Annotated in this window: 20 protein-coding genes; 6 read left to right on the forward strand and 14 right to left on the reverse strand. The window is 66.2% G+C overall.

The window, feature by feature from the left end:
• Positions 1-17: 17 nt before the first annotated feature.
• From V5F63_RS09995 to V5F63_RS10020, 6 genes are all read right to left on the reverse strand, one after another.
• Positions 18-998: a beta-ribofuranosylaminobenzene 5'-phosphate synthase family protein gene (locus V5F63_RS09995; RefSeq protein WP_394103051.1), complete on the reverse strand. Its 981-nt coding sequence runs from the start codon at positions 996-998 to the stop codon at positions 18-20.
• An 8-nt stretch (positions 999-1,006) separates the two neighbouring features.
• On the reverse strand, positions 1,007-1,441 hold the full coding sequence (locus tag V5F63_RS10000) for an HIT family protein (RefSeq protein WP_394103050.1): 435 nt from the start codon (positions 1,439-1,441) through the stop codon (positions 1,007-1,009).
• Between the two features lie 81 nt (positions 1,442-1,522).
• Entirely contained in the window at positions 1,523-2,308 is a 786-nt protein-coding gene (gene pstB / locus V5F63_RS10005) for a phosphate ABC transporter ATP-binding protein PstB (protein ID WP_394031343.1), read from the reverse strand.
• Positions 2,309-2,557: 249 nt separating this feature from the next.
• Positions 2,558-3,397: a transglutaminase family protein gene (locus V5F63_RS10010; protein WP_209488888.1), complete on the reverse strand. Its 840-nt coding sequence runs from the start codon at positions 3,395-3,397 to the stop codon at positions 2,558-2,560.
• Between the two features lie 120 nt (positions 3,398-3,517).
• The gene (locus tag V5F63_RS10015) at positions 3,518-4,468 is read right to left on the reverse strand and encodes an alpha-E domain-containing protein (protein ID WP_209488889.1); all 951 of its coding nucleotides are present in this window, start codon (positions 4,466-4,468) and stop codon (positions 3,518-3,520) included.
• A 294-nt stretch (positions 4,469-4,762) separates the two neighbouring features.
• Entirely contained in the window at positions 4,763-6,178 is a 1,416-nt protein-coding gene (locus V5F63_RS10020; RefSeq protein WP_209488890.1) for a circularly permuted type 2 ATP-grasp protein, read from the reverse strand.
• 170 nt (positions 6,179-6,348) lie between these two features.
• Here V5F63_RS10020 and V5F63_RS10025 point away from each other — a divergent pair, with 170 nt between their 5' ends.
• Positions 6,349-7,101 carry a competence/damage-inducible protein A gene (locus V5F63_RS10025; RefSeq protein WP_394103049.1) on the forward strand — a complete coding sequence of 251 codons (753 nt, stop codon included), beginning with the start codon at positions 6,349-6,351 and terminating at the stop codon, positions 7,099-7,101.
• A gap of 51 nt (positions 7,102-7,152) precedes the next feature.
• Here V5F63_RS10025 and V5F63_RS10030 read toward each other — a convergent pair whose 3' ends face one another.
• From V5F63_RS10030 to rfaE1, 3 genes are all read right to left on the reverse strand, one after another.
• On the reverse strand, positions 7,153-8,184 hold the full coding sequence (locus tag V5F63_RS10030) for an NAD-dependent epimerase (RefSeq protein ID WP_394103056.1): 1,032 nt from the start codon (positions 8,182-8,184) through the stop codon (positions 7,153-7,155).
• Positions 8,185-8,328: 144 nt separating this feature from the next.
• On the reverse strand, positions 8,329-9,318 hold the full coding sequence (gene rfaD / locus V5F63_RS10035) for an ADP-glyceromanno-heptose 6-epimerase (RefSeq protein WP_394103048.1): 990 nt from the start codon (positions 9,316-9,318) through the stop codon (positions 8,329-8,331).
• An 80-nt stretch (positions 9,319-9,398) separates the two neighbouring features.
• Complete coding sequence (gene rfaE1, locus V5F63_RS10040) at positions 9,399-10,862, reverse strand: D-glycero-beta-D-manno-heptose-7-phosphate kinase (RefSeq protein ID WP_394031298.1); 1,464 nt, start codon at positions 10,860-10,862, stop codon at positions 9,399-9,401.
• Positions 10,863-11,129: 267 nt separating this feature from the next.
• Between rfaE1 and V5F63_RS10045 the strand changes: the two genes are divergently transcribed.
• A complete protein-coding gene (locus V5F63_RS10045; RefSeq protein ID WP_209488894.1) occupies positions 11,130-12,017 on the forward strand; it encodes a DMT family transporter in 888 nt (295 codons plus the stop codon).
• A 416-nt stretch (positions 12,018-12,433) separates the two neighbouring features.
• Here the strand turns inward: V5F63_RS10045 and V5F63_RS10050 are convergent, their stop codons facing one another.
• Positions 12,434-13,900 carry an undecaprenyl-phosphate glucose phosphotransferase gene (locus tag V5F63_RS10050; protein WP_394103047.1) on the reverse strand — a complete coding sequence of 489 codons (1,467 nt, stop codon included), beginning with the start codon at positions 13,898-13,900 and terminating at the stop codon, positions 12,434-12,436.
• Between the two features lie 1,118 nt (positions 13,901-15,018).
• Between V5F63_RS10050 and V5F63_RS10055 the strand changes: the two genes are divergently transcribed.
• The 4 genes from V5F63_RS10055 to V5F63_RS10070 all read left to right on the forward strand — a co-directional run bounded on the left by V5F63_RS10055 (position 15,019) and on the right by V5F63_RS10070 (position 20,108).
• The gene (locus tag V5F63_RS10055) at positions 15,019-15,273 is read left to right on the forward strand and encodes a hypothetical protein (RefSeq protein ID WP_394103046.1); all 255 of its coding nucleotides are present in this window, start codon (positions 15,019-15,021) and stop codon (positions 15,271-15,273) included.
• Between the two features lie 248 nt (positions 15,274-15,521).
• Positions 15,522-17,774, forward strand: a complete 2,253-nt coding sequence (locus V5F63_RS10060) for a polysaccharide biosynthesis tyrosine autokinase (RefSeq protein ID WP_394103045.1) — start codon at positions 15,522-15,524, stop codon at positions 17,772-17,774.
• Positions 17,775-17,871: 97 nt separating this feature from the next.
• Entirely contained in the window at positions 17,872-18,624 is a 753-nt protein-coding gene (locus V5F63_RS10065) for a hypothetical protein (RefSeq protein ID WP_394103044.1), read from the forward strand.
• Positions 18,615-20,108, forward strand: coding sequence for an O-antigen ligase family protein (locus V5F63_RS10070; protein ID WP_394103043.1), 1,494 nt, complete (start codon positions 18,615-18,617; stop codon positions 20,106-20,108). The genes V5F63_RS10065 and V5F63_RS10070 overlap by 10 nt, the downstream gene beginning before the upstream one ends.
• A gap of 70 nt (positions 20,109-20,178) precedes the next feature.
• Here V5F63_RS10070 and V5F63_RS10075 read toward each other — a convergent pair whose 3' ends face one another.
• The 4 genes from V5F63_RS10075 to rfbB form a co-directional block, all read right to left on the reverse strand.
• Positions 20,179-20,952, reverse strand: coding sequence for a ferredoxin--NADP reductase (locus V5F63_RS10075; protein ID WP_394103042.1), 774 nt, complete (start codon positions 20,950-20,952; stop codon positions 20,179-20,181).
• A gap of 149 nt (positions 20,953-21,101) precedes the next feature.
• Positions 21,102-21,974: a glucose-1-phosphate thymidylyltransferase RfbA gene (gene rfbA, locus V5F63_RS10080; RefSeq protein ID WP_209488906.1), complete on the reverse strand. Its 873-nt coding sequence runs from the start codon at positions 21,972-21,974 to the stop codon at positions 21,102-21,104.
• Positions 21,971-22,918 (reverse strand): dTDP-4-dehydrorhamnose reductase, encoded by a 948-nt coding sequence (gene rfbD, locus V5F63_RS10085; protein ID WP_394103041.1) that lies wholly within the window; start codon positions 22,916-22,918, stop codon positions 21,971-21,973. Before rfbD ends, rfbA begins: the two co-directional genes overlap by 4 nt.
• Complete coding sequence (gene rfbB / locus V5F63_RS10090; RefSeq protein WP_394103040.1) at positions 22,915-24,000, reverse strand: dTDP-glucose 4,6-dehydratase; 1,086 nt, start codon at positions 23,998-24,000, stop codon at positions 22,915-22,917. The genes rfbD and rfbB overlap by 4 nt, the downstream gene beginning before the upstream one ends.
• Between the last annotated feature and the right edge of the window lie 3 nt (positions 24,001-24,003).

Genomic DNA, 24,003 nt, shown 5'->3' on the forward strand with positions numbered 1-24,003 from the left:
CGTCGTGCAGACGGACCTCACAGAGCGATCATTTCCGCGCCCTGATTGTTTCCCCGCACGCAATCGAATGACAGGTTTGTGAACGATGCGAAGCGCTCACGCAAGGTGGCCGCCAGTCGCGCCGCCGTCTCCGCGCCATCCACGATGGCAAAGCCGGTCGGCCCCCACGAGCTTTGCCCGACGCCGGGAATGCCTTCCGCCTCGATGGCGGCGATGACCTCGGCCACCTGCGGGCTCAGGAAGCGCCCGCCGCCTTGCGCCGCAGCATAGTGATCGCCCAGCACGCGCTGCCAGTAGCCGATGACGCGGCCGAACCCCACCGCATCCCCCGCCGCGAGCGCCGGCAGGGCCTGGAGCAGCATCAGGTGGCAAAGGACCGCCGCCTGTTCCGCCGGAAAGGGCGGAAGGCTCGCCATGGCCGCCGTCTCCTGCGGGCCGCTGAGCCCCTCGCGGGCGGTATCGAAGACGAGCAGGATGCGCCAGCTCTCCGGCACCGCGAACCGCGCGAGCAGGGGCGGCGGCGCGTTGGCCAGCGGACCGTCGAGCGCCTTGCCGCCGTCGAGGATCACGCCTCCGGCGGCGAACGCCTCCATGCCGATGGCCGAGCGACGGCCCCGGCCGAGCACGCCCGCCACCTCGCGCGGCGTGAAGTCGTGTCCCGAAAGCCGCGCCACGGCGACGCCCACCGCCAGCGCCAGCTGCGTGCCGGAGCCGAGGCCGCCATGGGCCGGCAAGGCGGAGTCCACGTCGATGGCGAAGTGCTCTTCAATGCCGAGCTTGTCGCGCACCAGATCCCGAGCGCGGCCGGCGCGGTCGCTGTCCGGGCCCTCGGCGGTGTCGGCGCTGGCGCGGCGGACCGTGACCTCGGTGGCCGGCCGCTCCAGCGCGATGCCGAGGCTGCCGAAGCGGCGGCCGAGCGATCCGCCGAGATCAAGAAAGCCGAGATGGAGGCGCGCCGGCGCGCGCACCTTCACCCCGGCCGCATGAATGAGATCCACGCGGCGACTCAGCCGGCGAGGGCGGCGCGCAGCCGCTCCGCATGGGCGGCGAGCACGTCGGGCTTCTCCATCGCGCTCGCTGGCGGCTTCATGGGCACGCCGTTGTGACGCGGGATGACGTGGACATGGAGGTGGAACACCACCTGCCCACCGGCCTCCTCGTTGAACTGCTGGATGGTGATTCCATCCGCCTCGAAGGCCTTCATGCCGGCGATGGCCACCTTCTTGGCGATGGTCGCCACATAGGCGAGACCCTCGGGCGCGATGTCGAGGATGTTGCGCGCCGGCGCCTTGGGGATGACCAGCGTGTGGCCGGGGCAGCGCGGCATGATGTCGAGGAAGGCGAGGGCCTTGTCGTCCTCATAGACCTTGTGCGCCGGCAGTTCGCCGCGAAGGATGCGGGCGAAGATGTTCTGCGGATCGTAAGCCGGCGTGGCGGTCATGCGTGTCTCTCCCTGTTGGGGAGGAGATTGCAGGGTGCGGGCGGGGGGTCAAGCCCGCACTCCTCGCAGGCCGACGAAGCCTCAGCCAAACCGGCCGGTGACGTAATCCTGCGTCCGCCTGTCCTGCGGGTGGGTGAAGAGGTCCTGCGTCGGGCCGAATTCCACCATCTCGCCGAGGTACATGAAGCCGGTGAAGTCGGAGATGCGGGCGGCCTGCTGGAGGTTGTGGGTGACAATGGCGAAGGTGTATTGCGCCTTCAGCTCCTCGATGGTTTCCTCGATGCGCGCCGTTGTGATGGGGTCGAGGGCCGAGCACGGCTCGTCGAGCAGGATCACCTCCGGCCTGAGCGCGATGGTGCGGGCGATGCACAGGCGCTGCTGTTGGCCGCCGGAGAGGCCGAGGCCGGTCTGGGGCAGGATGTCCTTCACCTCGTCCCACAGCGCCGCCTTGCGCAGGGCCTCTTCCACCCGGATGTCGAGGTCGGCCGGCGTCAGCTCCTCGTTGATGCGCAGGCCGATGGCCACGTTGTCGTAGATCGACATGGGAAACGGTGTCGGCTTCTGGAACACCATGCCGATGCGCGCCCTGACGCTGGCGGGGTCCATGGCGTCGCCTAGGATGCTCACGCCGTCGAGCAGCACGTCGCCCTCAACAGTCTGGTCGGGGTAGAGCTCGTACATGCGGTTGAAGATGCGCAGCAGGGTCGACTTTCCGCAGCCCGACGGGCCGATGAAGGCGGTGACGCAATGCGCCCTCAGATCGACCGATATGTTCCGCAGCGCGATCGCCTCGCCGTAACGAAAGCTCAGGTTCCGGACGGAGAGCTTGACCGGAGGCAGCATCGCCTGCCGGCTGGCGAAGACCATCGGCGCGGGCAGGCCGGCATGGGCCGAGCCGTCCGGGGGCAGCGACGACGGGGTGTGAATAGACATGGCAGCAATCCTCGACAGGAGCCAATGCCTCCTGCCTAGACCCGCTTCGGCGGGCTGTCCTTGCGCTAGCTCATGCCTGCCCGATGCCACGCGAAAAATCCAGCGGCGGCGCGGCTTTGCCGGGGGCCGGACGCGGGATCTATCCTGTGCCGGCTCACCTTGTGCGCGGCGGCTCGATGGGGCTCAGTTCTGGCCCTGGCTCTGGGTCTGCACGAGCTTCTGAGGCGCGCGGCCGTCGAGGGCGCTGATGCGCTCCTCCACGTCGAGCCCGGTGCTGCGCAGCGCCTGCACGCCCACGGCATCGAGGCCCACCGCGAGGCGCACATAATTCTCCGTGCCGCAGATCTTGCGGCCGGCATCGAACGAGACCCAGCCGATTTTCGGCACATGGGCCTCGGCCCAGTGTCGCACCTCGCCCTCGCCTTCCTCTCCGGTCTCCGGCGCCACATAGCCGGAGATGTGGCGGGCGGGCAGGCCAAGGTGGCGGGCGGCAGCGGTGAAGACATGGGCGATGCTGCCGGCGCAGGCGGTGCCCGCCTTCAGCGCCTCCACGGCGCTCAGGGGATCACCGAGGGTCGGGCCCTCCTGCTCCTCCACCGCCTTGTGGACCTTGACCATGAGGGCGTGGAGCTGGGCCAGCGGGTCGTCCGCGGGGGCGGTGACGGCATCCGCGAGAGCGGCCACGGCCTGATCGACCTCGGTGAGGTCGGTCTGGCGCAGGAACAGGGAGGGCGGGAAGCGCTCCACCGTGCCGCGCACGATGCCGGTCGTGTCCTGCGTCTCGATCTCTCCCTCGGCGCAGACGGTGAGATGGTCCGCCGGCCCGTCCACGGAGAAGGTGTGGCAGAGGTTGCCGAACGCATCCTCCTGCGGGTGCAGGCGGCAATCGGAATTGAGATCCAGCGCCCAGCGCAGGATGAACTGGCCCTCATGGGCGCGCGGGGTCAGGCGCACGGTCACGGCCATGTTGCGGGTGCCGGGCTCGAAGTGCTGGGTGATCTCGTGGCGGATGCGGATGCGCATTGCGGTCGTCCCTGGTGACGGCGCGGCGATAACGGCGCGACACTGGCGCCGCAACGGACATTTCCCCGGCGCGGCCCACCCGCGCCGACGGGGACGTTGAGCGGGCCGCAGCCCGCAAGATCAGGTCAGATACTGCTCGGTGATCTCGGCTGCGAGCTTGTTGTTGTCCGAGATGAACTCGGAAATGAACTCGTGCAGGCCGGTCTGGAAGATGTCGTCGATGGACTTGTTGGTAAGCCGTGCCAACATGGTGCGGGCCTGCCGTTGGGACGGGCCCTGCCGGCCGTAGACCGAGGCGATGTCGTCCAGATTGCGGGCGAGGCTGTCGTAGCAGGCGGCGAGCGAGCGCGGCATCTGCCGGTTCAGGATGAGAAGGTCCGCCACCAGCCACGGCTTCACGCTGTCGCGATAGACCCAGTGGAAGGCGGTGAGGGCCGAGACCGAGCGCAGGATGGAGGCCCACTGGAAATAGTCGAGCGGGCCGCCGACGTGCTCCTTCTCCGGCAGCAGCACATGATACTTCACATCGAGGATGCGGGCGGTGTTGTCAGCGCGCTCGAGCTGGGCGCCGGAGCGGGCGAACCAGTAGCCGTCGTTGCGGAGCATGGTGCGGAAGGTCGCACCGTCGAAGCGCAGCGAGGTCTCCTTCACGAAGGCGAGGAAGCGCGAAAGCTCGTCGCGGGTGAGCGGCCGGTTGGGGAAGTTCCGCAGCTCGATCCAGGCCGAATTGATGACGTCCCACATCTCCGAGGTCAGCGCCGTGCGCACCGAGCGCGCGTTGGTGCGCGCCACCTCGAAGCAGTTGCGGATGGAGGAGGGGTTCTCCGTCTCGAAGGCGAGGAACGAGACCACGTTCTCCTCCTTCGCCTCCTCCAGCGGACCATAGCGCGCGACGAACTCGTCGGCGCAGCCAGCGGTGAGCACGGCCGAACTCCACTCGTTGGTGGAGCCGCCGTAGGTCACGGGCGTGTAGGCGAGGCGCTGGGAGACGTCGAGGATGCGGGCCAGGCAGTCGGCGCGTTCGACGTAGCGGGTCAGCCAGTAGAGGTTGTCGGCGGTGCGGGAAAGCATGGGGAGCCCGTTGCGGAAGGAGAGAGTGCGCGGCGCGGTTCAGCCGCGCTCAGGCGTCCTGCACCCGGAAGGCGTGGCGCCCTCCGGAGGCGGTTCAGGCGGCGGAACCGGGCGGGGCCCCGGCTCCGGCTGTCGCACGGACCGGGAGGGCCGTGCGCGGGGAGAGATCTTGACCGACGATAGCGCTCGCGCGCCGAAAAGCGATAGCGCGGGCGTGCGCGCTCATGCGTCCAGAACCCAGAGCATGGGCGCTCGCGCTCATGCGTCCAGAACCCGAAGCATGGGCACCCGTGCTCATGCGTCCAGTACCCACGTGTCCTTGGTGCCGCCGCCCTGGCTGGAGTTCACCACGAGGGAGCCCTCCTTCATGGCGACGCGGGTGAGGCCGCCGGGGACGATACGCACCTTGTCGGAACCGGAGAGGATGAAGGGGCGCAGGTCCACGTGGCGGGGCGCGATGCCCTTTTCCACCAGCGTCGGGCAGGTGGAGAGCGCCAGCGTCGGCTGGGCGATGAAGTTCGCGGGGTCCGCCTTGAGCTTGTCGCGGAACTTCTCGATCTGCGCCTTGTCGGAGGCGGGGCCCACCAGCATGCCGTAGCCGCCGGAGCCGTGAACTTCCTTCACCACCAGCTCGGGCAAGTGCTCCAGCACATACTTCAGATGGTCCGCCTCGCGGCAGCGCCAGGTCGGCACGTTGGGGAGCAGGGGCTCCTCGCCGAGGTAGAATTTGATGATGTCCGGCATGTAGGAATAGACCGCCTTGTCGTCGGCGACGCCCGTTCCCACGGCGTTGGTCAGGGTGACATTCCCGGCCTGGTAGGCGCTCATCAGCCCCGGAACGCCGAGCACACTGTCGCGGCGGAAGGCGAGGGGATCGAGGAAGTCGTCGTCGAGGCGGCGGTAGATCACGTCCACCCGCTTCGGCCCCTCGGTGGTGCGCATGTAGACCACCCCGTCCTTCACGAACAGGTCGCGGCCCTCGACGAGGTCGACGCCCAGTTTGTCGGCGAGGAAGGAGTGCTCGTAATAGGCCGAATTGTGGATGCCGGGGGTGAGGATCACCACGTTCGGCTCATGCCCGCCGTGGGGCGAGAGCGAGCGCAGGGTGGCGAGGAGGTCGTCGGCGTAATTCTCCACCGGTGCGACGCGGTGCATGGAGAACAACTCGGGGAACAGCCGCAGCATGATCTCCCGGTTCTCCAGCATGTAGGAGACGCCGGAGGGGGTCCGCGCATTGTCTTCCAGCACGTAGAACTTGTCGGGATCGGTGCGGACGATGTCGATGCCGGCGATGTGGACATAGAGGTCGTGGGGCACGCGCTGCCCGTTCATTTCCGGGCGGAAGGCGGGGTTCTGGTAGACGAGGTTCTCCGGCACCACGCCGGCCTTCAGGATTTCCCGCTTCGAGTACACGTCCTTGATGTACATGTTCAGCGCCTTGACGCGCTGCTCGAGCCCGCGCGACAGGCGGGTCCATTCCTCCTTGGTGAGGATGCGGGGCACGATGTCGAACGGGATCAGGCGTTCCTGGGCGTTCTGCTCGCCATAGACCGCGAAGGTGATGCCGATTCGCCGGAAGATGAACTCGGCCTCCTTGCGCCGGTGGTCCAGCACGTCCTGGGGCACTTCGGCCAGCCAGCGCTGGAGGGTCTCGTAGGCCGGCCTCACCGCGCCGTCGGTACTGGACATTTCATCGAACGCATGCGGCATTGGGATCGACACTCCGCGCCCCGGGGGGGCTCCCCGTGAACTTAACAAACATCGTGCCAAAGAAGTGCTAAACGGGAAAGCGCAGCGAAGGCGCCGCTCACGCTTTAAACGTGCATGAATTTTGGGCAATTTAACACCGGCTGGCGCCGGCAAGGGCAGGGAACGAAAACATGGGCGAGGCAGACGACGCGCGATCGGTCACGGCTGCGCTGATCGTGATCGGCGACGAGGTTCTCTCCGGACGGACCAAGGACAAGAACATCGGCCACATCGCCGAACGCCTCACCGACGTGGGCATCGACCTGCGCGAGGTGCGGGTGGTGGCGGACGTGGAAGAGGACATCGTGGCGGCGGTCAATGCCCTGCGCGCCCGCTTCGACTATGTGTTCACCACCGGCGGTATCGGCCCCACCCACGACGACATTACCGCCGACGCCATCGCCAAGGCCTTCGGCGTGTCCATCGATGTCGACCCGCGCGCCCGCGCCATGCTGCTCGAATACATCGCCGAGAAGGATCTGAACGAGGCGCGCCTGCGCATGGCGCGCATTCCCGCCGGCGCGAGCCTGGTGGTGAACGAGGTGTCCAAGGCGCCGGGCTTCCGGATCGAGAATGTCATCGTGATGGCCGGCGTGCCGCGCATCATGCAGTCCATGCTGGAGGCGGTGCTGCCCGACCTGCGCAAGGGCCGGCCCATGCTCTCGCGCACCATCCTCGCCGAGGCGAAGGAGGGCGACATCGCCGCCCCGCTGCGCAAGATCGCCGAGGCCTATCCCGACGCCATCATCGGCTCCTACCCGTTCCGCGACGAGGCGGACGGGCGCTACAAGACCAATCTCGTGGTCCGCGCCCGCGAGGCCGACACGCTGGCCGCCGCCGGCGATGCGGTGGCCCGGATGGTCGAGGACAGCGCCAAGATCTGAGGCATCGAGAGCTGAGGCGTCAACAGCTGAGGCGTCAAGAGCTGAGCCGCTTCAGCCCTTCGCGATTTCCGCCAGCCAGACCTCGCGATACCAGGTGGCGAAGCGGGCGACGCCCTCCTTCAGGGGCGTCCGCGGCGCGAAGTCCACGGCCTGCGCGAGGCTCGTCACGTCGGCGAAGGTGGCCGGGACATCGCCGGCCTGCATGGGCTGGAAATCCAGCTCCGCTTTGCGGCCCAGCGCCGCCTCGATATGGCCGATGAGCGCCATCAGCGGCTCGGGGCTGTGGTTACCCACATTGTAGATGCGATACGGCGCGTTGGAGGTGGCGGGGTCGGGATCGGCCCCGGTCCACGCCGGGTCCGGCGTCGCCGGGGTCGGCAGCAGGGCAACCACGGCATCCACCACATCGTCGATGAAGGTGAAATCCCGCTGCATGTCGCCGTTGTTGAACACCTTGATGGGCCGCCCGTGCCAGATGGCGTCGGTGAACAGGAACACCGCCATGTCCGGCCGACCCCATGGGCCGTAGACGGTGAAGAGGCGCAGCCCGCTCACCGGCAGCCGGTAGAGGTGGGAATAGGCGTGGGCCATCAGCTCGTTCGCCTTCTTGGTGGCGGCATAGAGGCTGATGGGGTGGTCCACCGTCTGCTCCACCCGGAAGGGCAGGTCGGTGTTGGCGCCGTAGACCGAGCTGGACGAGGCATAGACGAGGTGGGCGACGCCGCCGTGCCGGCAGCCCTCCAGCACGTTGCAGAAGCCGACCAGGTTCGAATCGATGTAGGTCTCGGGATGCTCGATGGAGTAGCGCACCCCGGCCTGGGCGGCGAGGTGGACCACATGGGTCGGCTGGTGGCGGGCGAAGAGGTCGGCGGTGGCCGCGCGGTCCGCCAGCGTCAGCCGCTCGAACCGGAAGCCGGGATGGGAGAGGAGGCGCGCGAGCCGGGCCTCCTTGAGGCGCACGTCGTAATAAGCGTTGAGGTCGTCAACCCCGACGACGGAATGCCCCATCGCAAGCAGCCGCTCGGCGACAGCGGCGCCGATGAAGCCGGCCGCGCCGGTAACGAGGATGCTGGCACCCTGCAAGGTCGATATGGTCACGCCCGTCCTATCCTGCCGCGTTGCGCCATCGCGCCTTCCTTAGAGCGATGCCCAAGCTGCATCAACGTGGACAGAGGCAGGAGCATGGCCGACGGCGGGGGAACTGATCTTCCCATCGCCGCCGGCGCTTCAGCGGAAGCGATCGTCCTTCAGCAGGTAGTCGTTGACGTAGCGCGACAGCCCCTGCTCAAGGTCGGTGGTCGGAGAGTTGTAGCCGGCGGACGACAGCTTCTCGAGGTTCGCGCAGGTGTAATACTGGTACTTGCCCTTGAGCTGCTCGGGCAGATCGATGAATTCGACGCGCTCCTCCATCCCCAGGGTCGCGAAGATGATCCTGGCCTTGTCGAGGAAGGACCGGGCGGTGCCGGAGCCCACGTTGTAGATGCCGGAGGTCATGCCCTCCGTGCGCAGGGCCCACAGCGCCACGTCCACGCAATCCTGCACCCAGACGAAGTCGCGCAATTGCGCGCCGTCGGCGTAGGCGGGATTGTCCGAGCGGAACAGGCGCACTGAGCCCTTCGCGCGGATCTGCTCGAACAGCTGCACCGCCACGGAGCGCTGGCCGCCCTTGTGATACTCGTTCGGCCCGTAGACGTTGAAAAACTTGAGCCCGGCCCAGCGCGGCGGCGTCCGCTCGCCACGCCTCACGCGCTCGGCCACGAAGCGGTCGAACACGTTCTTGCTCCACCCGTAGGGATTAAGCGGCCGGAGGGTGGAGAGGTAGGCCTCGCTGCCGTCGTCGACAAAGCCGTTCTCGCCGCCGCCATAGGTCGCGGCCGAGGAGGCATAGACGAGAGGGATGGCGTGCCGGGCCGCCAAGTCCCAGAGGTCAATCGACAGGCGGATGTTGCTTTGGACGATCAGGTCCACGTCCGTCTCGGTGGTCGTCGAGATCGCGCCCATGTGGACGATGCCTTCGATCTTCCCGGCGTTGGCCGCGAGAAAGGCCGAGGCTGCCTCGGGGCGCACGAGGTCCAGCAGCCGCCGCTTGGCGATGTTGCGCCATTTGGTGTCGTCCGCGCCGAGCCAGTCGATGATCACGATCTCCTCGCCGGCGTCGTCGAGCGCGGCAGCGATGTTCGAGCCGATGAAGCCGGCGCCACCGGTAATCACATACATGTCTGGCAATCCTGCAAAATGAACGGAGCCTTCGACCAACTCACCCGCGGTCCTGCGACGCTTGACGCCAATCTAGGGCCTCAGGATCGCGCGCCCGCCGTCATGCGGCTGATGACCTGCGTTGTGCTGCGCCCGGGCACGAGCTCAAAGCGCAGCACCCTGCCGCCGCGCGCCATCACGCTCGCGGCGCCGACGATCTCGGAAACCTCGTAATCCGCCCCCTTCACGAGAACGTCCGGCTGAAGCTCCTCGATGAGCTGCTCCGGCGTGTCCTCGTCGAAGATGACAGCAAGGTCCACCGCGCCGATGGCGGAGATCACCTGCGCGCGGTCCATCTCGCCATTGACGGGGCGGCTCGGCCCCTTGAGGCGCGAGACCGACGCATCCGAATTCACCGCGACGACCAGACGGTCGCAATGGGCGCGCGCGAACTCGATGATGCCGATGTGTCCCACATGGAGAATGTCGAAGCAGCCGTTGGTGAAGCCGACGGACAGGCCGTGCCGCTTCCACGTCTCCACCTGAGCCGCCGCCGCCGCGCGCGAGGCCACCTTCATCGCCGAAGAGGTGACGGCCGTGCGGCTCTGGCGGTCGAGCTCGCTTACAAGCTCCGCGCGGGACACCGTCGCGGTCCCGCGCTTGCCCACGGCCACGCCGGCCGCCGCATTGGCGATATAGGCCGCCTCGTCAAGCGCCCCGCCCGCGCCGACCACCAGCGCCAGGGCCGCGATCACGGTATCGCCCGCGCCCACCACGTCGGCGACTTCCCGGGCCACGGTGGGGATGTGCACAGGTTCGGCGGTCCGCTGCACCAGCGTCATGCCTTTTTCCGAGCGCGTCACCAGAACCGCCCCGATGCCGGTGCGCTCCAGCACCTTGCGGCCGGCGGCAACAGCGCTCTCGTCGCTTTCGCCGGAAATGCCAGTGGCGAGCCAGATCTCCTGGAGGTTGGGCGTCACCAGCGTGGCGCCGTCGTAGCGGGCGAGGTCCGAACTCTTGGGATCGACGATGACCGGCGCCCCGCGCCCGGCCGCGAGCGCCAGCACCTCCCGGATGAGGGTGGGCGTCAGGACGCCCTTCGCATAATCCGAGAGCACCACCAAATCATGATCGGGCAGGGCCGCCGCCACATGGGCGAGGATGGCCGCCTCGACCTCGGCGGGAACCGGCCCGGTCTCCTCGCGGTCTGACCGGAGCATGTGCTGGCCCTGCGCGACAAAGCGGATCTTCTCGGTCGTGGGCCGATCCCCGGAGGCAACGAGCAGGGGGCTGACGCCAGGTGTTTCCTCCAGGATGTGCCGCAGCTCGTGACCGCACCCATCGCTGCCGATCACGCCGACCAGCGTGCATTGTCCGCCGAGCGAGGCGATGTTGCGCGCCACGTTGGCCGAGCCGCCGGCGATGGTGGCGCTGCTGCTGACGGACAGCACGGGCACCGGGCTTTCAGGCGAGATTCGGCGGGCGGCCCCGGTGATGAAGCGGTCGAGCATCACGTCGCCGAGGCACAGCACGCGGACCTGGGAGAATTGGTCGATGATGGACATGCCGTTTCTCTAGCCCACTGACGCGCTTCTCTAAAGCCCCCGGTAATTCCGAGGCCCGTCACGCGTCCGCGGACGATCCCCTTGAGCGCCGGGGTACGGACAGGCTGGAGCGCAGGCATTTGGCGGTTGAGCTTAAGCCGGCCTTCAGGCCGTCTCTGGCTCTCGACGCAGGGCTGCGTCGCGAGACTTGCGTGAACTGCATGCCGTTGTGGCCGGCAAAGCGCTATAGGGAACACGCCCCGCAACCCGCCTTTGTCCCATCATCCCATGAATGTTCCCGCAGGCATCGCCCTGCAACTCAGCGCGACATTCTTCTTTGCCGTGATGTCCGCGCTGGCGCGGGTTCTGGCGGATGAGGTGCCCAGCGGCCAGATCGTCTTCTTCCGCAGCGCGTTCGGCCTGCTGCCCCTCCTCGTCTGGCTTTTGTGGACGCGGCGCCTCGCCCGTGCGCTGGCGACTCGTCAGCCTTTCGGCCACATGATGCGGGGCCTGATCGGCGTCGGCTCAATGTGGCTGAGCTTTGCCGCCCTCGCCTTCATACCGCTCGCGGAAGCCATCGCCTTCACCTACACGACGCCGCTTGTCGTCGTCATCCTGGCCGCCATCCTGCTCGGGGAGCGGGTGCCCGCCTTTCGTTGGGGCGTGCTCGGCATCGGCTTCAGCGGTATCGTGCTGATGCTGTGGCCGTCCTTCTCCCACGCCTCCCTTGGATCGGGGGAGGGGCCTTTGACGGGGGCGATCCTGGCATTGGCGGGGGCCGTGGGCGCGGGATTCGCCCTGACCCAGGTCCGCCAGCTGACCCGGAGCGAAACCGCGGAATCGATTGTTTTCTATTTTTCCATCGTGTCTTCCTGCGTCGGCCTGGCGACGCTGCCGCTCGGCTGGGTGATGCCGGACGCTCGGACGGTTGCGATCCTGATCGGGCTGGGCGTCTCCGGCGGTGTGGCGCAGATCTGCATGACGCTGGCGACGCGCTACGCGCCGGCATCGATCGTGGCACCGCTGAACTACGCGACCTTGCTGTGGGCCACCCTCTTCGGCGTGGCCCTGCTCGGCGAGTGGCCGAGCGGACTGGTCGTGCTGGGCGCCGCCGTGGTGGTGGGGGCTGGCCTCGCGCTCATCTGGCGGGAACGCCGGAGCGGACGAGGCGCATAGATTGCGGCGTGGCGCATCGCCGAACGCATGGCCCCGAAACGCTTGGCCCCCGAAACGCTTGGCTGAGCGCCCTGTCCGCTAATGAAGGATAAGCCAGAGGCCGCCCAGCACCGCTGCCGTCGTGACGACGGCGATCCAATCCATCCGCATGGCCGCTCCAAAACTTCCGACGGAAGCAGCGAATGTGCCGGGGTGGGACGGGCGCGTCGCCACCCAATTGGGGTAGGGGGCTTGGCCGTCGATGCCCGGCCCGCGGGCTCAGGTCATATTCATCAGGCGGCACGCTTGAGGGTGAACGACCGCAGTTGATCAGCCCAGACGCATCGCACGGCTGGAACTTCCGCTGTCGGGTCGATCACGAGCAGTATGGCGATAGGTCCGCGACCGTGCGCCGCTACCTGAGGTCTATCCAAGCCTCAATAGGCGTCATTGCGGAAGACCTCGAGGAAGGTCCGCAGGATGATCCTGAGGTCGAGCCATACCGACCAATTGTTGATGTACCAGAGGTCCATCTCAATGCGGCGTTCCATGAGACCCAGTTCCGGCGTTTCCCCACGCAGGCCCTGCACCTGGGCCCAGCCGGTGATGCCGGGTTTGACATGGTGCCGGAACGCGTAGCCGGAAATCAGCTTGGAATATTCGTCATCGTGCGCAATGGCATGGGGCCGCGGACCGACGATGGACATCTGTCCGAGCAGCACATTCAGCAGCTGCGGCAACTCATCGAGGCTGGAGGCGCGCAGGAAGCGTCCCACCCGCGTCACGCGCTTGTCGTGCCGCTGCGCCTGGACGACCTTGGAGCCGTCTTCCATCACGGTCATGGACCGGAACTTGAAGATCGTGAATTCCCGTCCGCCGAAGCCGTTGCGGCGCTGGCGGAAGATGACCGGTCCACGGCTGTCCAGCTTGATCGCGGTCGCGATGATGGTGAACAAGGGCAGCAGCAGCAGCATCGCAACGCTGGCGACCATGAGATCGAGCGACCGCTTCTGCGCCAGCTCGAAGCGCGAGAGCGGCGCACGCTGAACCTCGATCGCGATGGAGGCGCCGAAATCCACGCGCGGCGCATCCAGAAGCTCGCTCATCACCTCGTCGGGCAGAAGCTTCACCGGCAGCGGCACGGAGCGCAGCTTGGCGCGGACGGCATCGAGGCGCTCGATGTCGCTCCACGGCATGGCGAGGACGATTTCCTCGATGCGGTTCTGCCGGGCGAATTGCAGCGCGCTCTTGAGCGCATCCACGTCTGCGGGCATGAGCGCGCTGCCGTGGATGCCCGGCGCCGGAGTGGAAAGACCGAAACGACGCACCTCGTCGAGGCCGAGACGCATCAGCATCTGGGCGGGCACCACCTTATCCAGCTCGGCGGCATCCCCGATCAGCATCGACGGCCGGCCCCGCACGGCGCCGGTACGGATCGCGCGGCGCAGCCAGATGCCCAGCGCCCAGCGGGAGGCGGGTAGAGCGACGAAGCCGAGCACGGCGAAGATGCCCGTGGACAGGCGTGAGGTCGAGTCGCCCACCTTGAGACAGAAGATGACAGTGGCAACCAGGAAGATCGCGAAGGTCCAGTTCACCACGGCCGCGCGGGTTTCCTCGACGAGCCGGACCATCCGCCATGGCTTGTAAAGCCCGCCGGATACGTTGGTCAGCACGAAGGCCACGGCCGCGAGAATGCCGATCCCCAGCGGCCGCGTGATCTCGAACCCCGCGCTGAACTGGGTGGAGAAAAAGAAATCGACGAGCACGCTGAGACCGAGGATCAGCGCCACGTCCGTCAGCATGAAGAGAGGGGTGACGGAGGCGTAATCGAAACGGGCAACGGTTCCGGAGCCCCGCACCCCGCTCGCCTGGTCAATTCGCACATTGTCCGTGGACAGCGACATTCGTCCCTCAAGTCCGCCTGACCGATGGAGAAGGGGATCGGCCGCTTCCGCAGAACGATACCGCAACCATGATCGCTATTATTCTGCTAACATAGCATTGGGGCGCGCGCGCCACAAGTGAGTATAGGCCAATAAGCCAACCAATGCCAGATGTAATCAATCTGTCGCGAAATGCAAAATTGGCTGAAATGTTTCTCTGTCCCCGTGACGTTGCACCAAAATCACGGATATAAATCTCGATCGATCGAGTAATAAGCAAAGATCGAAAAGCCGTAATTTTGCTTAATGGAAAATCGGAGCAATTAATTACTTCAACAATGGATTGCGAGTATCGATGAGCCTATTTTGTGGGCATTGCTGCATTGCAAGATCGCCTTCCAGTGCTTTTTCCGGGAGGTCCGCCGCGGCTGACGTCGTTCTGTAGGACCTTGCCCCTGCCTGTACCGTCTACGCTTTGGCCGGCCAGGCGCCGCAAATGTGTGCATCCGCGCCAACCGGTTCACCTGCACTTATTATCTCGTGCCGGGCGCTCACGTCATCCCCCGATTGGACGAACGCAGCCTCCGTGAATGTGGCCCGGCTGGCGGACACGGCGTTCATGGCCCCGCCGGCATGCGGAGTGGGCCAACCTGCCGACCGTGTCCCCCGCACCCAACAAGCCAGCCTTCGCGGTCATGCTATTAGGACCCGGGCAAACCTGAAGGTGGGGGCAGGCGATCAGCAGATTCGCTCAGCCAAAGTGATCGCGGGGGAGGTGGCGTCAGGATTATTTGGCTTATGTCGCGAGGGGGCAACACCCGATCCCCCGGCTGCAAGGCAAGGCGATGATCTGTTGGCAACCAAAGAGTATGGATTTTTCGCCATGGGCAAGCGATCGCAAGGTTCTAGAGCCGCCGGCCCAGCCTCCCATCAGGCGGCTTGGTTGGCAGAAGCGACCCCACGGGCCGACGCTTGCGCGAGGTGGATTGACGTCGTGGAGGCGCGGGGCGGTAGCTTAGTAATTATCACAAGGGTGCAAAGGTCGCGCCGGCACGCGCTCTGCTCGAGGTACCCAGCGGGATTGTTGCAGCGCCACACGCCCTGTGGTAAACATGACGTACCTAATTGGAGTGTGGGCGATGGCGAAAGTTTCCAAGATCAAGGCGGCGCTCACCGGCGCTGCAGTTGCGGGCATGGTCCTCGGAACTGTTGTTCCGTCGCAGGCGGCCGGCCTCTGGGGTCAGCGTTTTGCGTCTCTGCGCACCACGCAGACCCAGTCTGTAGGCGGTGGCTGGAAGTGGTCGCTGATCCAGTATCGCGCGATCAAGTATGATCAGCGGATCAGCCGGTTCCTGGGCCGTCAGGTGAGCCCCTTCTGCCGCTTCTTCTGCTGATCTCGGCCTACAGCTGATCATTGGCCCATTTCGTGTTTGTTCCGGCCGGCGAAAGTCGGTCGGTAAAACGTGAAACTGGGCCAATTTTTTTTAGGTGTCCCGGCTAAGCGTGTCTGGGGTGTGCGGCGGTTCGATTGATCGTTTGGGGTTGACCCAGACCCTCGGGAGCATGGCCAAATGAGTGCAAAGCTTCTGCGCGACGAATGCAGGCGTGTCGTCTGTTGCGATGTTAACGGGGCTTAAGCGGCATGCTTCGTATTGACAAGTCTGGTCCGGAAAACTCCCTGCGTATCCAGAACGAGAGCGAGCTCGATCTGGTCTATCTTCTCCAGGTACTCCGGCGCCAAAAGTGGGTCATCGCGACCGTTGCCTGTGCGGTTGTCAGCCTTGCTGCGCTTTATTGCTTCATTGTCACCCCGCAATATACAGCCAGCGCAGAGCTTCTTATCGATACCCAGCAAGCGCGTGGCCTTGAGGTCATGCCTCAGTTGACGGGTATCATGGACTCGGCGGGCATAGATAGCCAAGTCCAGATTCTTCAGTCAGAGCGGATTGCAAAAGCCGTCATCAAGGAGCTGAAGCTCGTCGAAGCCAAGAAGAAGGCCATAGAAGAGAACGGCAGTTCTATTGTTCAGACTGTAGGCGGGTTTCTTTTTCCGTTCCTCGTACGGACCACGCCTCTCAGTGATTACGAGATCGAGCGTGCTCAGGTCGATGACTTCGTCGACCGCCTCAAAGTCAAGCGCGTCGGCATGAGCTATGTGATCGGTATCGACTTCAAGGCTGCCGATCCGGTTATGGCGGCCGATGTCGCCAACCAAGTGGCTGAGGCCTACATTGTCGATCAACTCGAGGCAAAGTATCAGGCAACCCGACGCGCCAGCGTATGGCTTCAGGACCGCATTGCCGAGCTGCGCGACCAGGCGCTCGCCGCTGATCGGGCGGTTCAGGACTTCAAGGCTCGCAATAACATCATCGACACTCAGCGAGGGTTAATCTCCGACCAGCAGATGTCGGAGCTTAACACTCAGCTCATCACCGCTCGTACCGCTGTCGCGGAGGCGCAGGCGCGTTACGAGCGGGTGAACAATATTATCAAGCAGGGCGGCGTGACCGGTACGAGCGACGAAGTCGTTTCCGACGTGCTCAACAATGATGTTATCAGCCGGCTTCGTACTCAGTATCTCGACGCTATAAAACGAGAGGCCGACTGGTCCAAGCGCTATGGGCCCGACCATATCGCAGTTATCAATCTCAACAACGAGATTCGCGGACTTCAGCGTTCGCTCTTCACCGAGCTGTCGCGGATCGCGGAGACCTACAAGTCGGACCTTGAGATCGCCCGCGCCCGCGAGCAGAGCCTCACCAAGAGCCTCGAGCAGCTGATGGCGCAGGCCAAGCTGACGGGGCAGGCGCAGGTTGAGTTGCGCGAGCTGGAGAGCAACGCGCAGTCCTATCGGGCGCTCTATGACAACTTCCTGCAGCGTTTCATGCAGGCGACCCAGCAACAGTCCTTCCCTGTCACCGAAGCCCGTGTCATCACCGATGCCTCGGCGCCGCTCAAGGCGTCCTCGCCCCGCACGCCGCTGATCGTCGCCGGCGGTTTGTTCGCGGGGCTCGTCCTTGGCTTCGGCGTCGGAATGTGGCGCGAGCGGATGAACCGCACCATCCGGCTGCCAGCGGATGTGGAGCGTTACCTGGGCCTCGAATGCCTTGGCGTACTGCCGCTGCTGCCTAGCACGGTGGCGACGCCTGTTCCCGCAGGACAGAGCGCGTTCGACAGTTCCACGGGCATCATGCGGCAGGTGACGTCGGATCCCTTCTCGCGCTTCTCGGAGACCCTGCGCTCGGTGAAGGTGTCGGCGGATGTCTCGATCCATGGCCGTTCGGTGAAGGTCATCGGCATCGTCTCGACGCTTCCGAAGGAAGGCAAGTCCACCGTATCCGCGAACTTCGCCCAGCTGATCGCGCACAGTGGCCAGCGTTGCGTGCTGATCGACGGCGACCTGCGCAATCCCACGCTGACCCGACGCTTGGCGCCCAGCAGCACCGCGGGCCTGTTGGAGCTGGTGTTCGGGAAGGCGTCGCTCGAGGACGTCAGCATCGTCGACCGGATGACCGGGCTGCGGTTCATTCCGGCGGTTGTGCCCGGAGATATCGTCCACACCAACGAGATTCTCGCCTCCGAGCAGATGTCGGCGGTTCTGGACGAACTCAAGCGGGACGTCGACTACATCGTGATCGATTTCCCGCCGCTGGCGCCGGTGGTCGACGTGTTGGCTTCCACCCACATGGTGGATGGTTACGTCTATGTTCTCGATTGGGGCTCCTCGAACCGGGATCTCGTTGCGAATACGCTCCAGAATGCGCCGAAGGTCTATGACAAGGTGCTCGGCTGCCTGCTGAACAAAGTGGACCTGAAGGCGATGCGCAGCCTCGAGGACTACGGAAGCAAGTATTACTACCACAAATATTATGCGAGCTATGGCCGCAACTCCTGACGCGGACGGCGCTGCGCCAGCCGCTGCGGATAACGCGTCCGGTATCGGGCCTTCCGATACGCCGTCGGGCCTTCGGCAGCGGGCGCGCTCACCTGCTGTGATCTATGCCGCACGCCTCCTCGGCGTCGCGCTGGTTGGGGCGACCGTAGTTTGGCTGGTCGCGTCCGTCGGCGTGAAGCGCTTCGATTCTGGCCTGTTTCTGCGCCCCGTGGCCGCCCGGATGATGGCCGGCCAGCCCTATGATCCGGACATCATTTCGGCCATGGAGGCCGACATGTCCGTCGTGCTCACCGATCCCGTCTGCGATTATCAGGCGCTTCAGGATCTCGCCGTGGTGCGTGCCGCCTTTGCCGAAGTCGCGTTCCAGGGCGAGGACGCCGACCTCGCCGACCGGCGGCTCACAGCGGCCACCGAGGCCGCGCGGGCCAGCCTTGCCTGCAGTCCCGGTTCTGCGCGCGCGTGGACCATACTGGCTTGGGTGGAATACATCCGGAACGAGGACACGCCGCTGCTGCACACCTATCTGGCCAAGTCTCACGATTCCGGTCCGTTCGAGGGTTGGGCGCTGGTGCGGCGCATGGAGATTCTGCTGGCGCTCTATCCCGCGCTGGACGCGGCGGAGCTTGCCAATCTCAAGCAGGCGATCAACTGGATGATCACCCTCCAGATGAGCGAGTTCATCGGCGAGCATTATGTCTCGGCGAAGCCGGAGCAGCGCCGGCTGCTGCGAGACATGCTCGCCGCGGCCCCCGAGCGCACCCAGAAGCGGGCGGCGGAAGTCATCCGCAGTGGCGGCGACGATATCGACCTGCCGTTGATCGAGCCCCTGGGGAGCCGGCCGTGGAAGTGACAGACCGGGCCGACGCCCCCGTTGCGTCGGAGCGCCGGCGGCGCTCGAAGCGCTCCCTACCGGATCGGATCGGCTTCTGGTTCTTCCTCGCCATGGTGCTCCTGGCGCCGATACCAGACGGCTCTGTCGCATTGATCTGGATCCAGGTCTGGACGGTTTTTGCGGCCATAGCGGTTCTGCTCCTGAGCTATCGTGATGTCTCCCGCGGGGTCGCCCTGCTGCTCGCCGGTCAGCTTTTGCTGCTGGCCGGCTACGGCGCCGTTGCCCTTCTGCAGTCCGTCTCGCCCGGCCCCGCGCCGCTCGCCATCTGGTCCGAGGCGGGCAAGATCCTCGGCATGGAGATCGCGCCCCTGTCGGGCTCCGTGCGCAACACGCCTCTGCTCTTCCTCGGCCGGCCGTTGCTCGCCGCGCTGGTGCTCACCGCGGCCATGCTGATCGGGCCGGACCGGCACCGCACCGGCGTCGTCCTGAGGGCCATCGTCGGGGCCGCATGCCTCTACGGCTTCATCGGCTTCCTCGGCTTCGTCATCGATTCCGAAAATCTGCGCCCGTTCGATCAGGGCGGCGCGCTCACCACCTTCTTCCTCAACAAGAACACCACGGCGACCTATCTCGGCTCCGCCTTCCTCATCGTGTTCGCCATGCTGCTGCCCAAGGCCCTGAACGCGCTGCGCGAGCACAAGCCGCTCTCCGGCCTGTTTCGTGGCGAGGGCGGCCGCAAGCGCATCATCGCGGCGCTGGCAGGCCTCTTCCTTCTTGTCCTGCTGCCGCTCACGCTGTCGCGCGCCGGCCTGATGCTGACGGTCGTCCTCGCGCTGGCGGCCGTCGCGCTCAAGATCCGGCTCACCGGGCGCGGGATGGTCTGGAAGCTTGTGCTGGGTGTCCTGGTCCTGTTCTCCTTCATCTACGCCCTATCCGGCGAGGGGTGGCGCGAACGTCAGGCGCTGGTGGGCTTCGACAGCCTGGGGCGCCTCGATGCCTATGGCATGATGCTCGATGCCGCCGCCGCCCGGCCCATGCTGGGTTACGGTCTTGGCAGTTTCGCCGAGAGCTTCCCCCAGTTCCGCACCGAACAGCTCGGCACCTCGGCCATGTTCGATATCGGGCACAGCACGCCCATCGAGCTGATCTTCGAGGGCGGCTATCCGCTCGCGCTTCTGGTCCTCGCTTATGTGCTGATCTGCGGCGCGGTGCTGGTGCGCGGCGCGCTCCGGCGGCCGGATGATCCGTATATCCTCGGCGCCCTTCTGGTCGGCACCCTCGGCATGCTCCACACGAGCTTCGACTTCCCGCTGCAGATCCCCGGCTTCCTGATCATCTACCTGACGGTGGTCGGGCTGGGCCTCGCCCGGTCCTTCCTGCCGCGGGAGGAGCGAAAGGTGATGCGCAGGAAGGTCATGCGCCGGCCAACCGGCGCGGCGCAAGCTACGCCCGCGCCCGAGGCGTCGTCTGCCTCGGATGTCGGGGCCGGCCAGACCGCTTGAGTTCCAACCGACTGAGCGGGCCGTGGAGAATTTCCTGCGCCCCGCTCAGTGCCCCAAACCAGACGCCAAATCAGCGCTCCACGAATGCCTTCTCGATCACATAGTGGCCGGGGGCCGACTGGCTGCCCTCGCTGAAGCCGCGCGACTCCAGAAGCTCCACCACGTCCTTCAGCATCTGCGGGCTGCCGCAGAGCATCAGGCGGTCTTCCTCCGGCGAGATCACCGGCAGCCCGAGGTCGGCGAAGAGCTTGCCCGAAGTGATGAGATCGGTGATGCGGCCCTGGTTGCGGAAGGGCTCGCGCGTCACGGTCGGGTAATAGACGAGCTTTTCCCGCACTTCCTCGCCGAGGATCTCGTCGTTAGGCAGAGTCTTGGTCAGGTACTCGTCATAGGCGAGCTCGGCCACGGTGCGGGTGCCGTGGATGAGGATGACCTTCTCGAAGCGGTCGTAGGCGTCCGGGTCCTTCACCACCGAGAGGAAGGGCGCGAGACCCGTACCGGTGGAGAGCAGATACAGGCGCTTGCCGGGCAGGAGGCTGTCCTGCACCAGCGTGCCGGTGGGCTTGCGGCCGACGAGGATCTTGTCGCCCACCTTGAGGTGCTGGAGGCGGGAGGTTAGCGGGCCGTTCTGCACCTTGATGGAGAAGAACTGCAGCTCTTCCTCGTAGTTTGCGCTCGCCATGGAATAGGCGCGCAGCAACGGCTTGCCGTCCACCAGCAGGCCGATCATCGTGAACTGGCCGTTGAGGAAGCGCAGGCCGGGATCGCGGGTGCAGGTGAAGGAGAAGAGGTTGTCGGTCCAGTGGTGGACGCTGGTGACGGTCTCTTCGTTGAAATTGCTCATCTCGAAAGTCCGGTCTCGACAAGGTGCGGCGCGCCGGAATGGCGAAAATCCCGCAATGCTCAAGGGAAGACGGCCGTCACCCTACAGGATGCGGCCGCGCTTCAAAAGTGCGGCGGGTGTCCGCAGTCGCCCCTCGGATCGAGCCCTGTTCAGGCGGTTCCGGCCGCAACGCGCGCCAGATACTGGCCGTAGCTGGACTTGGCGAGGTCGTGCGCCCGCGCTTCCAGGCCCGCCCGATCGATGAAGCCGGCGCGATAGGCCACTTCCTCGGGGGAGGAAATGCGCAGCCCCTGCCGCTTCTCAAGGATCTGGACGAACTGCGCGGCCTCGACGAGGGAATCCGGCGTGCCGGTGTCGAGCCAGGCGAAGCCCCGGCCCATCATGGCGACGTGCAGCGCGCCGAGCTCCAGATAGGCCTTGTTGACGTCGGTGATCTCGATCTCGCCGCGGGGGGAGGGGGCGAGGTCGGCGGCGATGTCCACCACCCGGTTGTCGTAGAAATAAAGGCCGGTCACCGCGAGGTTGGATTTCGGCGCCTTCGGCTTCTCCTCCAGGGAGAGGACCTTTCCGGATGCGTCCATCTCCACCACTCCGTAGCGCTCGGGGTCATGGACCGGATAGCCGAACACCGTCGCGCCCGTCTCCTGCCGCGCCGCGCCGGCCAGCAACTCGGGCAGGCCGTGCCCGAAGAAGAGGTTGTCGCCCAGCACCAGCGCCACGCGGTCGTTGCCCACGAACTCGCGGCCAACGATGAAGGCGTCGGCGAGCCCGCGCGGATGCTCCTGCACCGCATAGGTGAGGTTGATGCCGAACTGGCTGCCGTCCTTCAACAGCGCCTGGAACAGCGCGGAATCGTGCGGCGTGGTGATGATCAGGATGTCCCGGATGCCCGCCATCATCAGCGTGCACAAGGGATAATAGATCATCGGCTTGTCGTAGACCGGCAGTAGCTGCTTGGAGACGACCAGCGTGATGGGATGAAGCCGGGTGCCGGAGCCGCCGGCCAGGATGATACCCTTCACGATGCTTCCTCGGATTGCGGCGCGGGCGTTGCCGGCGCGGAATGTGCGGGCGCCTCCGGCTGGGGCACTTTGGCCAGCAGCGTGTCCACCACCTCGCGGGTGCGTTGCTCCCACGGGGCGGCGCGCACGCCGAAGGCGCGTTCGAACAGGTCGCTGGCCAGCTCGGAATTCTTCGGCCGGCTGGCGGGGGTCGGATAGTCGGCCGTGGTGATGGGCGTCACCTGCGGCTTGCGGCCGGTGTGGGGCTCCGCCGCTGCGACGATGGCGCTGGCGAAGCCGTGCCAGGTGGTCACGCCGCGCCCGGCGAAATGGTAGGTGCCCCAGCGGGCATCGCCGCTCGCGGCCGCGAGAGCTGCGGCCAGCACCGCCTCGGCGAGGTCGCGCGTGGCCGTGGGGCAGCCGTGCTGGTCGGCGACCACGCGCAGCTGGTCGCGCTCGCCGGCGAGGCGCAGCATGGTCTTCAGGAAGTTGTTCCCGTGGACCCCGTAGACCCACGAGGTGCGCACGATCACGTGGCGATCGCAGGCCGCGCGCAGCGCCGCCTCGCCCGCCGCCTTGGTGCGGCCGTAGACGCCGAGCGGCGCCACCTGGTCCGCCTCCACGTAGGCGCCGCGCTTGGTGCCGTCGAACACGTAGTCGGTGGAGACATGGACGAGGGGCGTGCGGTAGCGCGCACAGCGTTCGGCGATGAGGCCGGGCGCGAAGGCATTGATGCGGGCGGCGAGGTCCGGCTCGCTCTCCGCCTTGTCGACGGCGGTGTAGGCCGCGGCGTTGATGAGCGCATCCGGCCGTGCGGCCTCAAGCGCGCGCGCGACGGCGACCGGATCGGAAATATCGAGTTCGGCATGGCCGAGCGCCGTGAGCCCGATGCCGCGCTCGGCGGCCAGCGCCACGGTTTCACGTCCGAGCTGTCCCCCGGCACCGAACAGAAGAATGCGCGTCAAGATGCGAGCCCCAGTTTGGCGCCGGCCGCCGGTGCCTTGTCCAGCCCCAGCCGCTGGCCCTGATAGCGCTGGCGCAGCGGCTCCCACCACGGGCGGTTGGCGAGATACCAGCGGATGGTCTTCTCAAGCCCGGTCTCGAACGTCTCGCGCGGCGACCAGCCGAGCTCGGCGTTCAGCTTGGAGAAGTCGATGGCGTAGCGCGCATCATGGCCGGGCCGGTCGGTGACGAAGCGGATCAGCCCCTCGCGCCTTCCGATGGCGGCATCCGGCACGATATCGTCGAGGATGACGCAGATGGTGCGCACCACGTCGATGTTCCGCCGCTCGCAGGCGCCGCCCACATTGTAGCTCTCGCCGGGGCGGCCCTTGGTGGCGATGAGCACCAGCGCCTCCGCGTGGTCCTCCACGAACAGCCAGTCGCGCACGTTCTCGCCCGTGCCGTAGACCGGCAGCTCGGCCCCTTCCAGCGCGTTCAGCGTGACGAGGGGGATGAGCTTCTCGGGGAAGTGGTACGGCCCGTAATTGTTCGAGCAGTTCGACATCACCGCCGGCAGGCCATAGGTGTGGAACCACGCCCGGACGAGATGGTCGGAGGCCGCCTTGGAGGCGGAGTAGGGCGAATTCGGCTGGTAAGGGGTGTCTTCCCGGAACAGTCCCTCCGCGCCGAGGCTGCCGAACACCTCATCGGTGGAGATGTGATGGAAGCGGAAGGCCTCCTTCTGCGGCCCCGGCAGCGCCCGCCAGTAGCGCAGGGCCTCCTGCAGCATCGTGTAGCTGCCCACCACATTCGTGGAGATGAAGTCGCCCGGCCCGTCAATGGAACGGTCCACATGCGACTCGGCCGCGAGGTGCATCACGAGGTCGGGCTTGAACCCCTCCAGCGCGGAGCGCACCGCGGCGGCATCGCAGATGTCGGCCTGCACGAAGGCGTAAAGCGGGCTGCCCGCGACCGGCGCGAGGGAGGCGAGATTCCCGGCGTAGGTCAGCTTGTCGAAATTGAGGACATGGTGGCCGAGCCCCACGAGGTGCCGCACCACCGCCGAGCCGATGAAGCCGGCCCCTCCCGTCACCAGCACCCGCATCAA

It is taken from the genome of Xanthobacter wiegelii (assembly GCF_043193855.2).
GTDB classification, from domain to species: Bacteria; Pseudomonadota; Alphaproteobacteria; order Rhizobiales; family Xanthobacteraceae; genus Xanthobacter; species Xanthobacter flavus_A.

Excerpts from the sequence above, each read along its gene's own strand:
- V5F63_RS10000 (WP_394103050.1), bottom strand. The coding sequence starts at position 1,441 with ATGACCGCCACGCCGGCTTACGATCCGCAGAACATCTTCGCCCGCATC.
- pstB (WP_394031343.1), bottom strand. The coding sequence starts at position 2,308 with ATGGTCTTCGCCAGCCGGCAGGCGATGCTGCCTCCGGTCAAGCTCTCC.
- V5F63_RS10010 (WP_209488888.1), bottom strand. The coding sequence starts at position 3,397 with ATGCGCATCCGCATCCGCCACGAGATCACCCAGCACTTCGAGCCCGGC.
- V5F63_RS10015 (WP_209488889.1), bottom strand. The coding sequence starts at position 4,468 with ATGCTTTCCCGCACCGCCGACAACCTCTACTGGCTGACCCGCTACGTC.
- V5F63_RS10020 (WP_209488890.1), bottom strand. The coding sequence starts at position 6,178 with ATGCCGCATGCGTTCGATGAAATGTCCAGTACCGACGGCGCGGTGAGG.
- V5F63_RS10025 (WP_394103049.1), top strand. The coding sequence starts at position 6,349 with ATGGGCGAGGCAGACGACGCGCGATCGGTCACGGCTGCGCTGATCGTG.
- rfaD (WP_394103048.1), bottom strand. The coding sequence starts at position 9,318 with ATGTATGTGATTACCGGTGGCGCCGGCTTCATCGGCTCGAACATCGCT.
- rfaE1 (WP_394031298.1), bottom strand. The coding sequence starts at position 10,862 with ATGTCCATCATCGACCAATTCTCCCAGGTCCGCGTGCTGTGCCTCGGC.
- V5F63_RS10045 (WP_209488894.1), top strand. The coding sequence starts at position 11,130 with ATGAATGTTCCCGCAGGCATCGCCCTGCAACTCAGCGCGACATTCTTC.
- V5F63_RS10050 (WP_394103047.1), bottom strand. The coding sequence starts at position 13,900 with ATGTCGCTGTCCACGGACAATGTGCGAATTGACCAGGCGAGCGGGGTG.
- V5F63_RS10055 (WP_394103046.1), top strand. The coding sequence starts at position 15,019 with ATGGCGAAAGTTTCCAAGATCAAGGCGGCGCTCACCGGCGCTGCAGTT.
- V5F63_RS10060 (WP_394103045.1), top strand. The coding sequence starts at position 15,522 with ATGCTTCGTATTGACAAGTCTGGTCCGGAAAACTCCCTGCGTATCCAG.
- V5F63_RS10075 (WP_394103042.1), bottom strand. The coding sequence starts at position 20,952 with ATGAGCAATTTCAACGAAGAGACCGTCACCAGCGTCCACCACTGGACC.
- rfbB (WP_394103040.1), bottom strand. The coding sequence starts at position 24,000 with ATGCGGGTGCTGGTGACGGGAGGGGCCGGCTTCATCGGCTCGGCGGTG.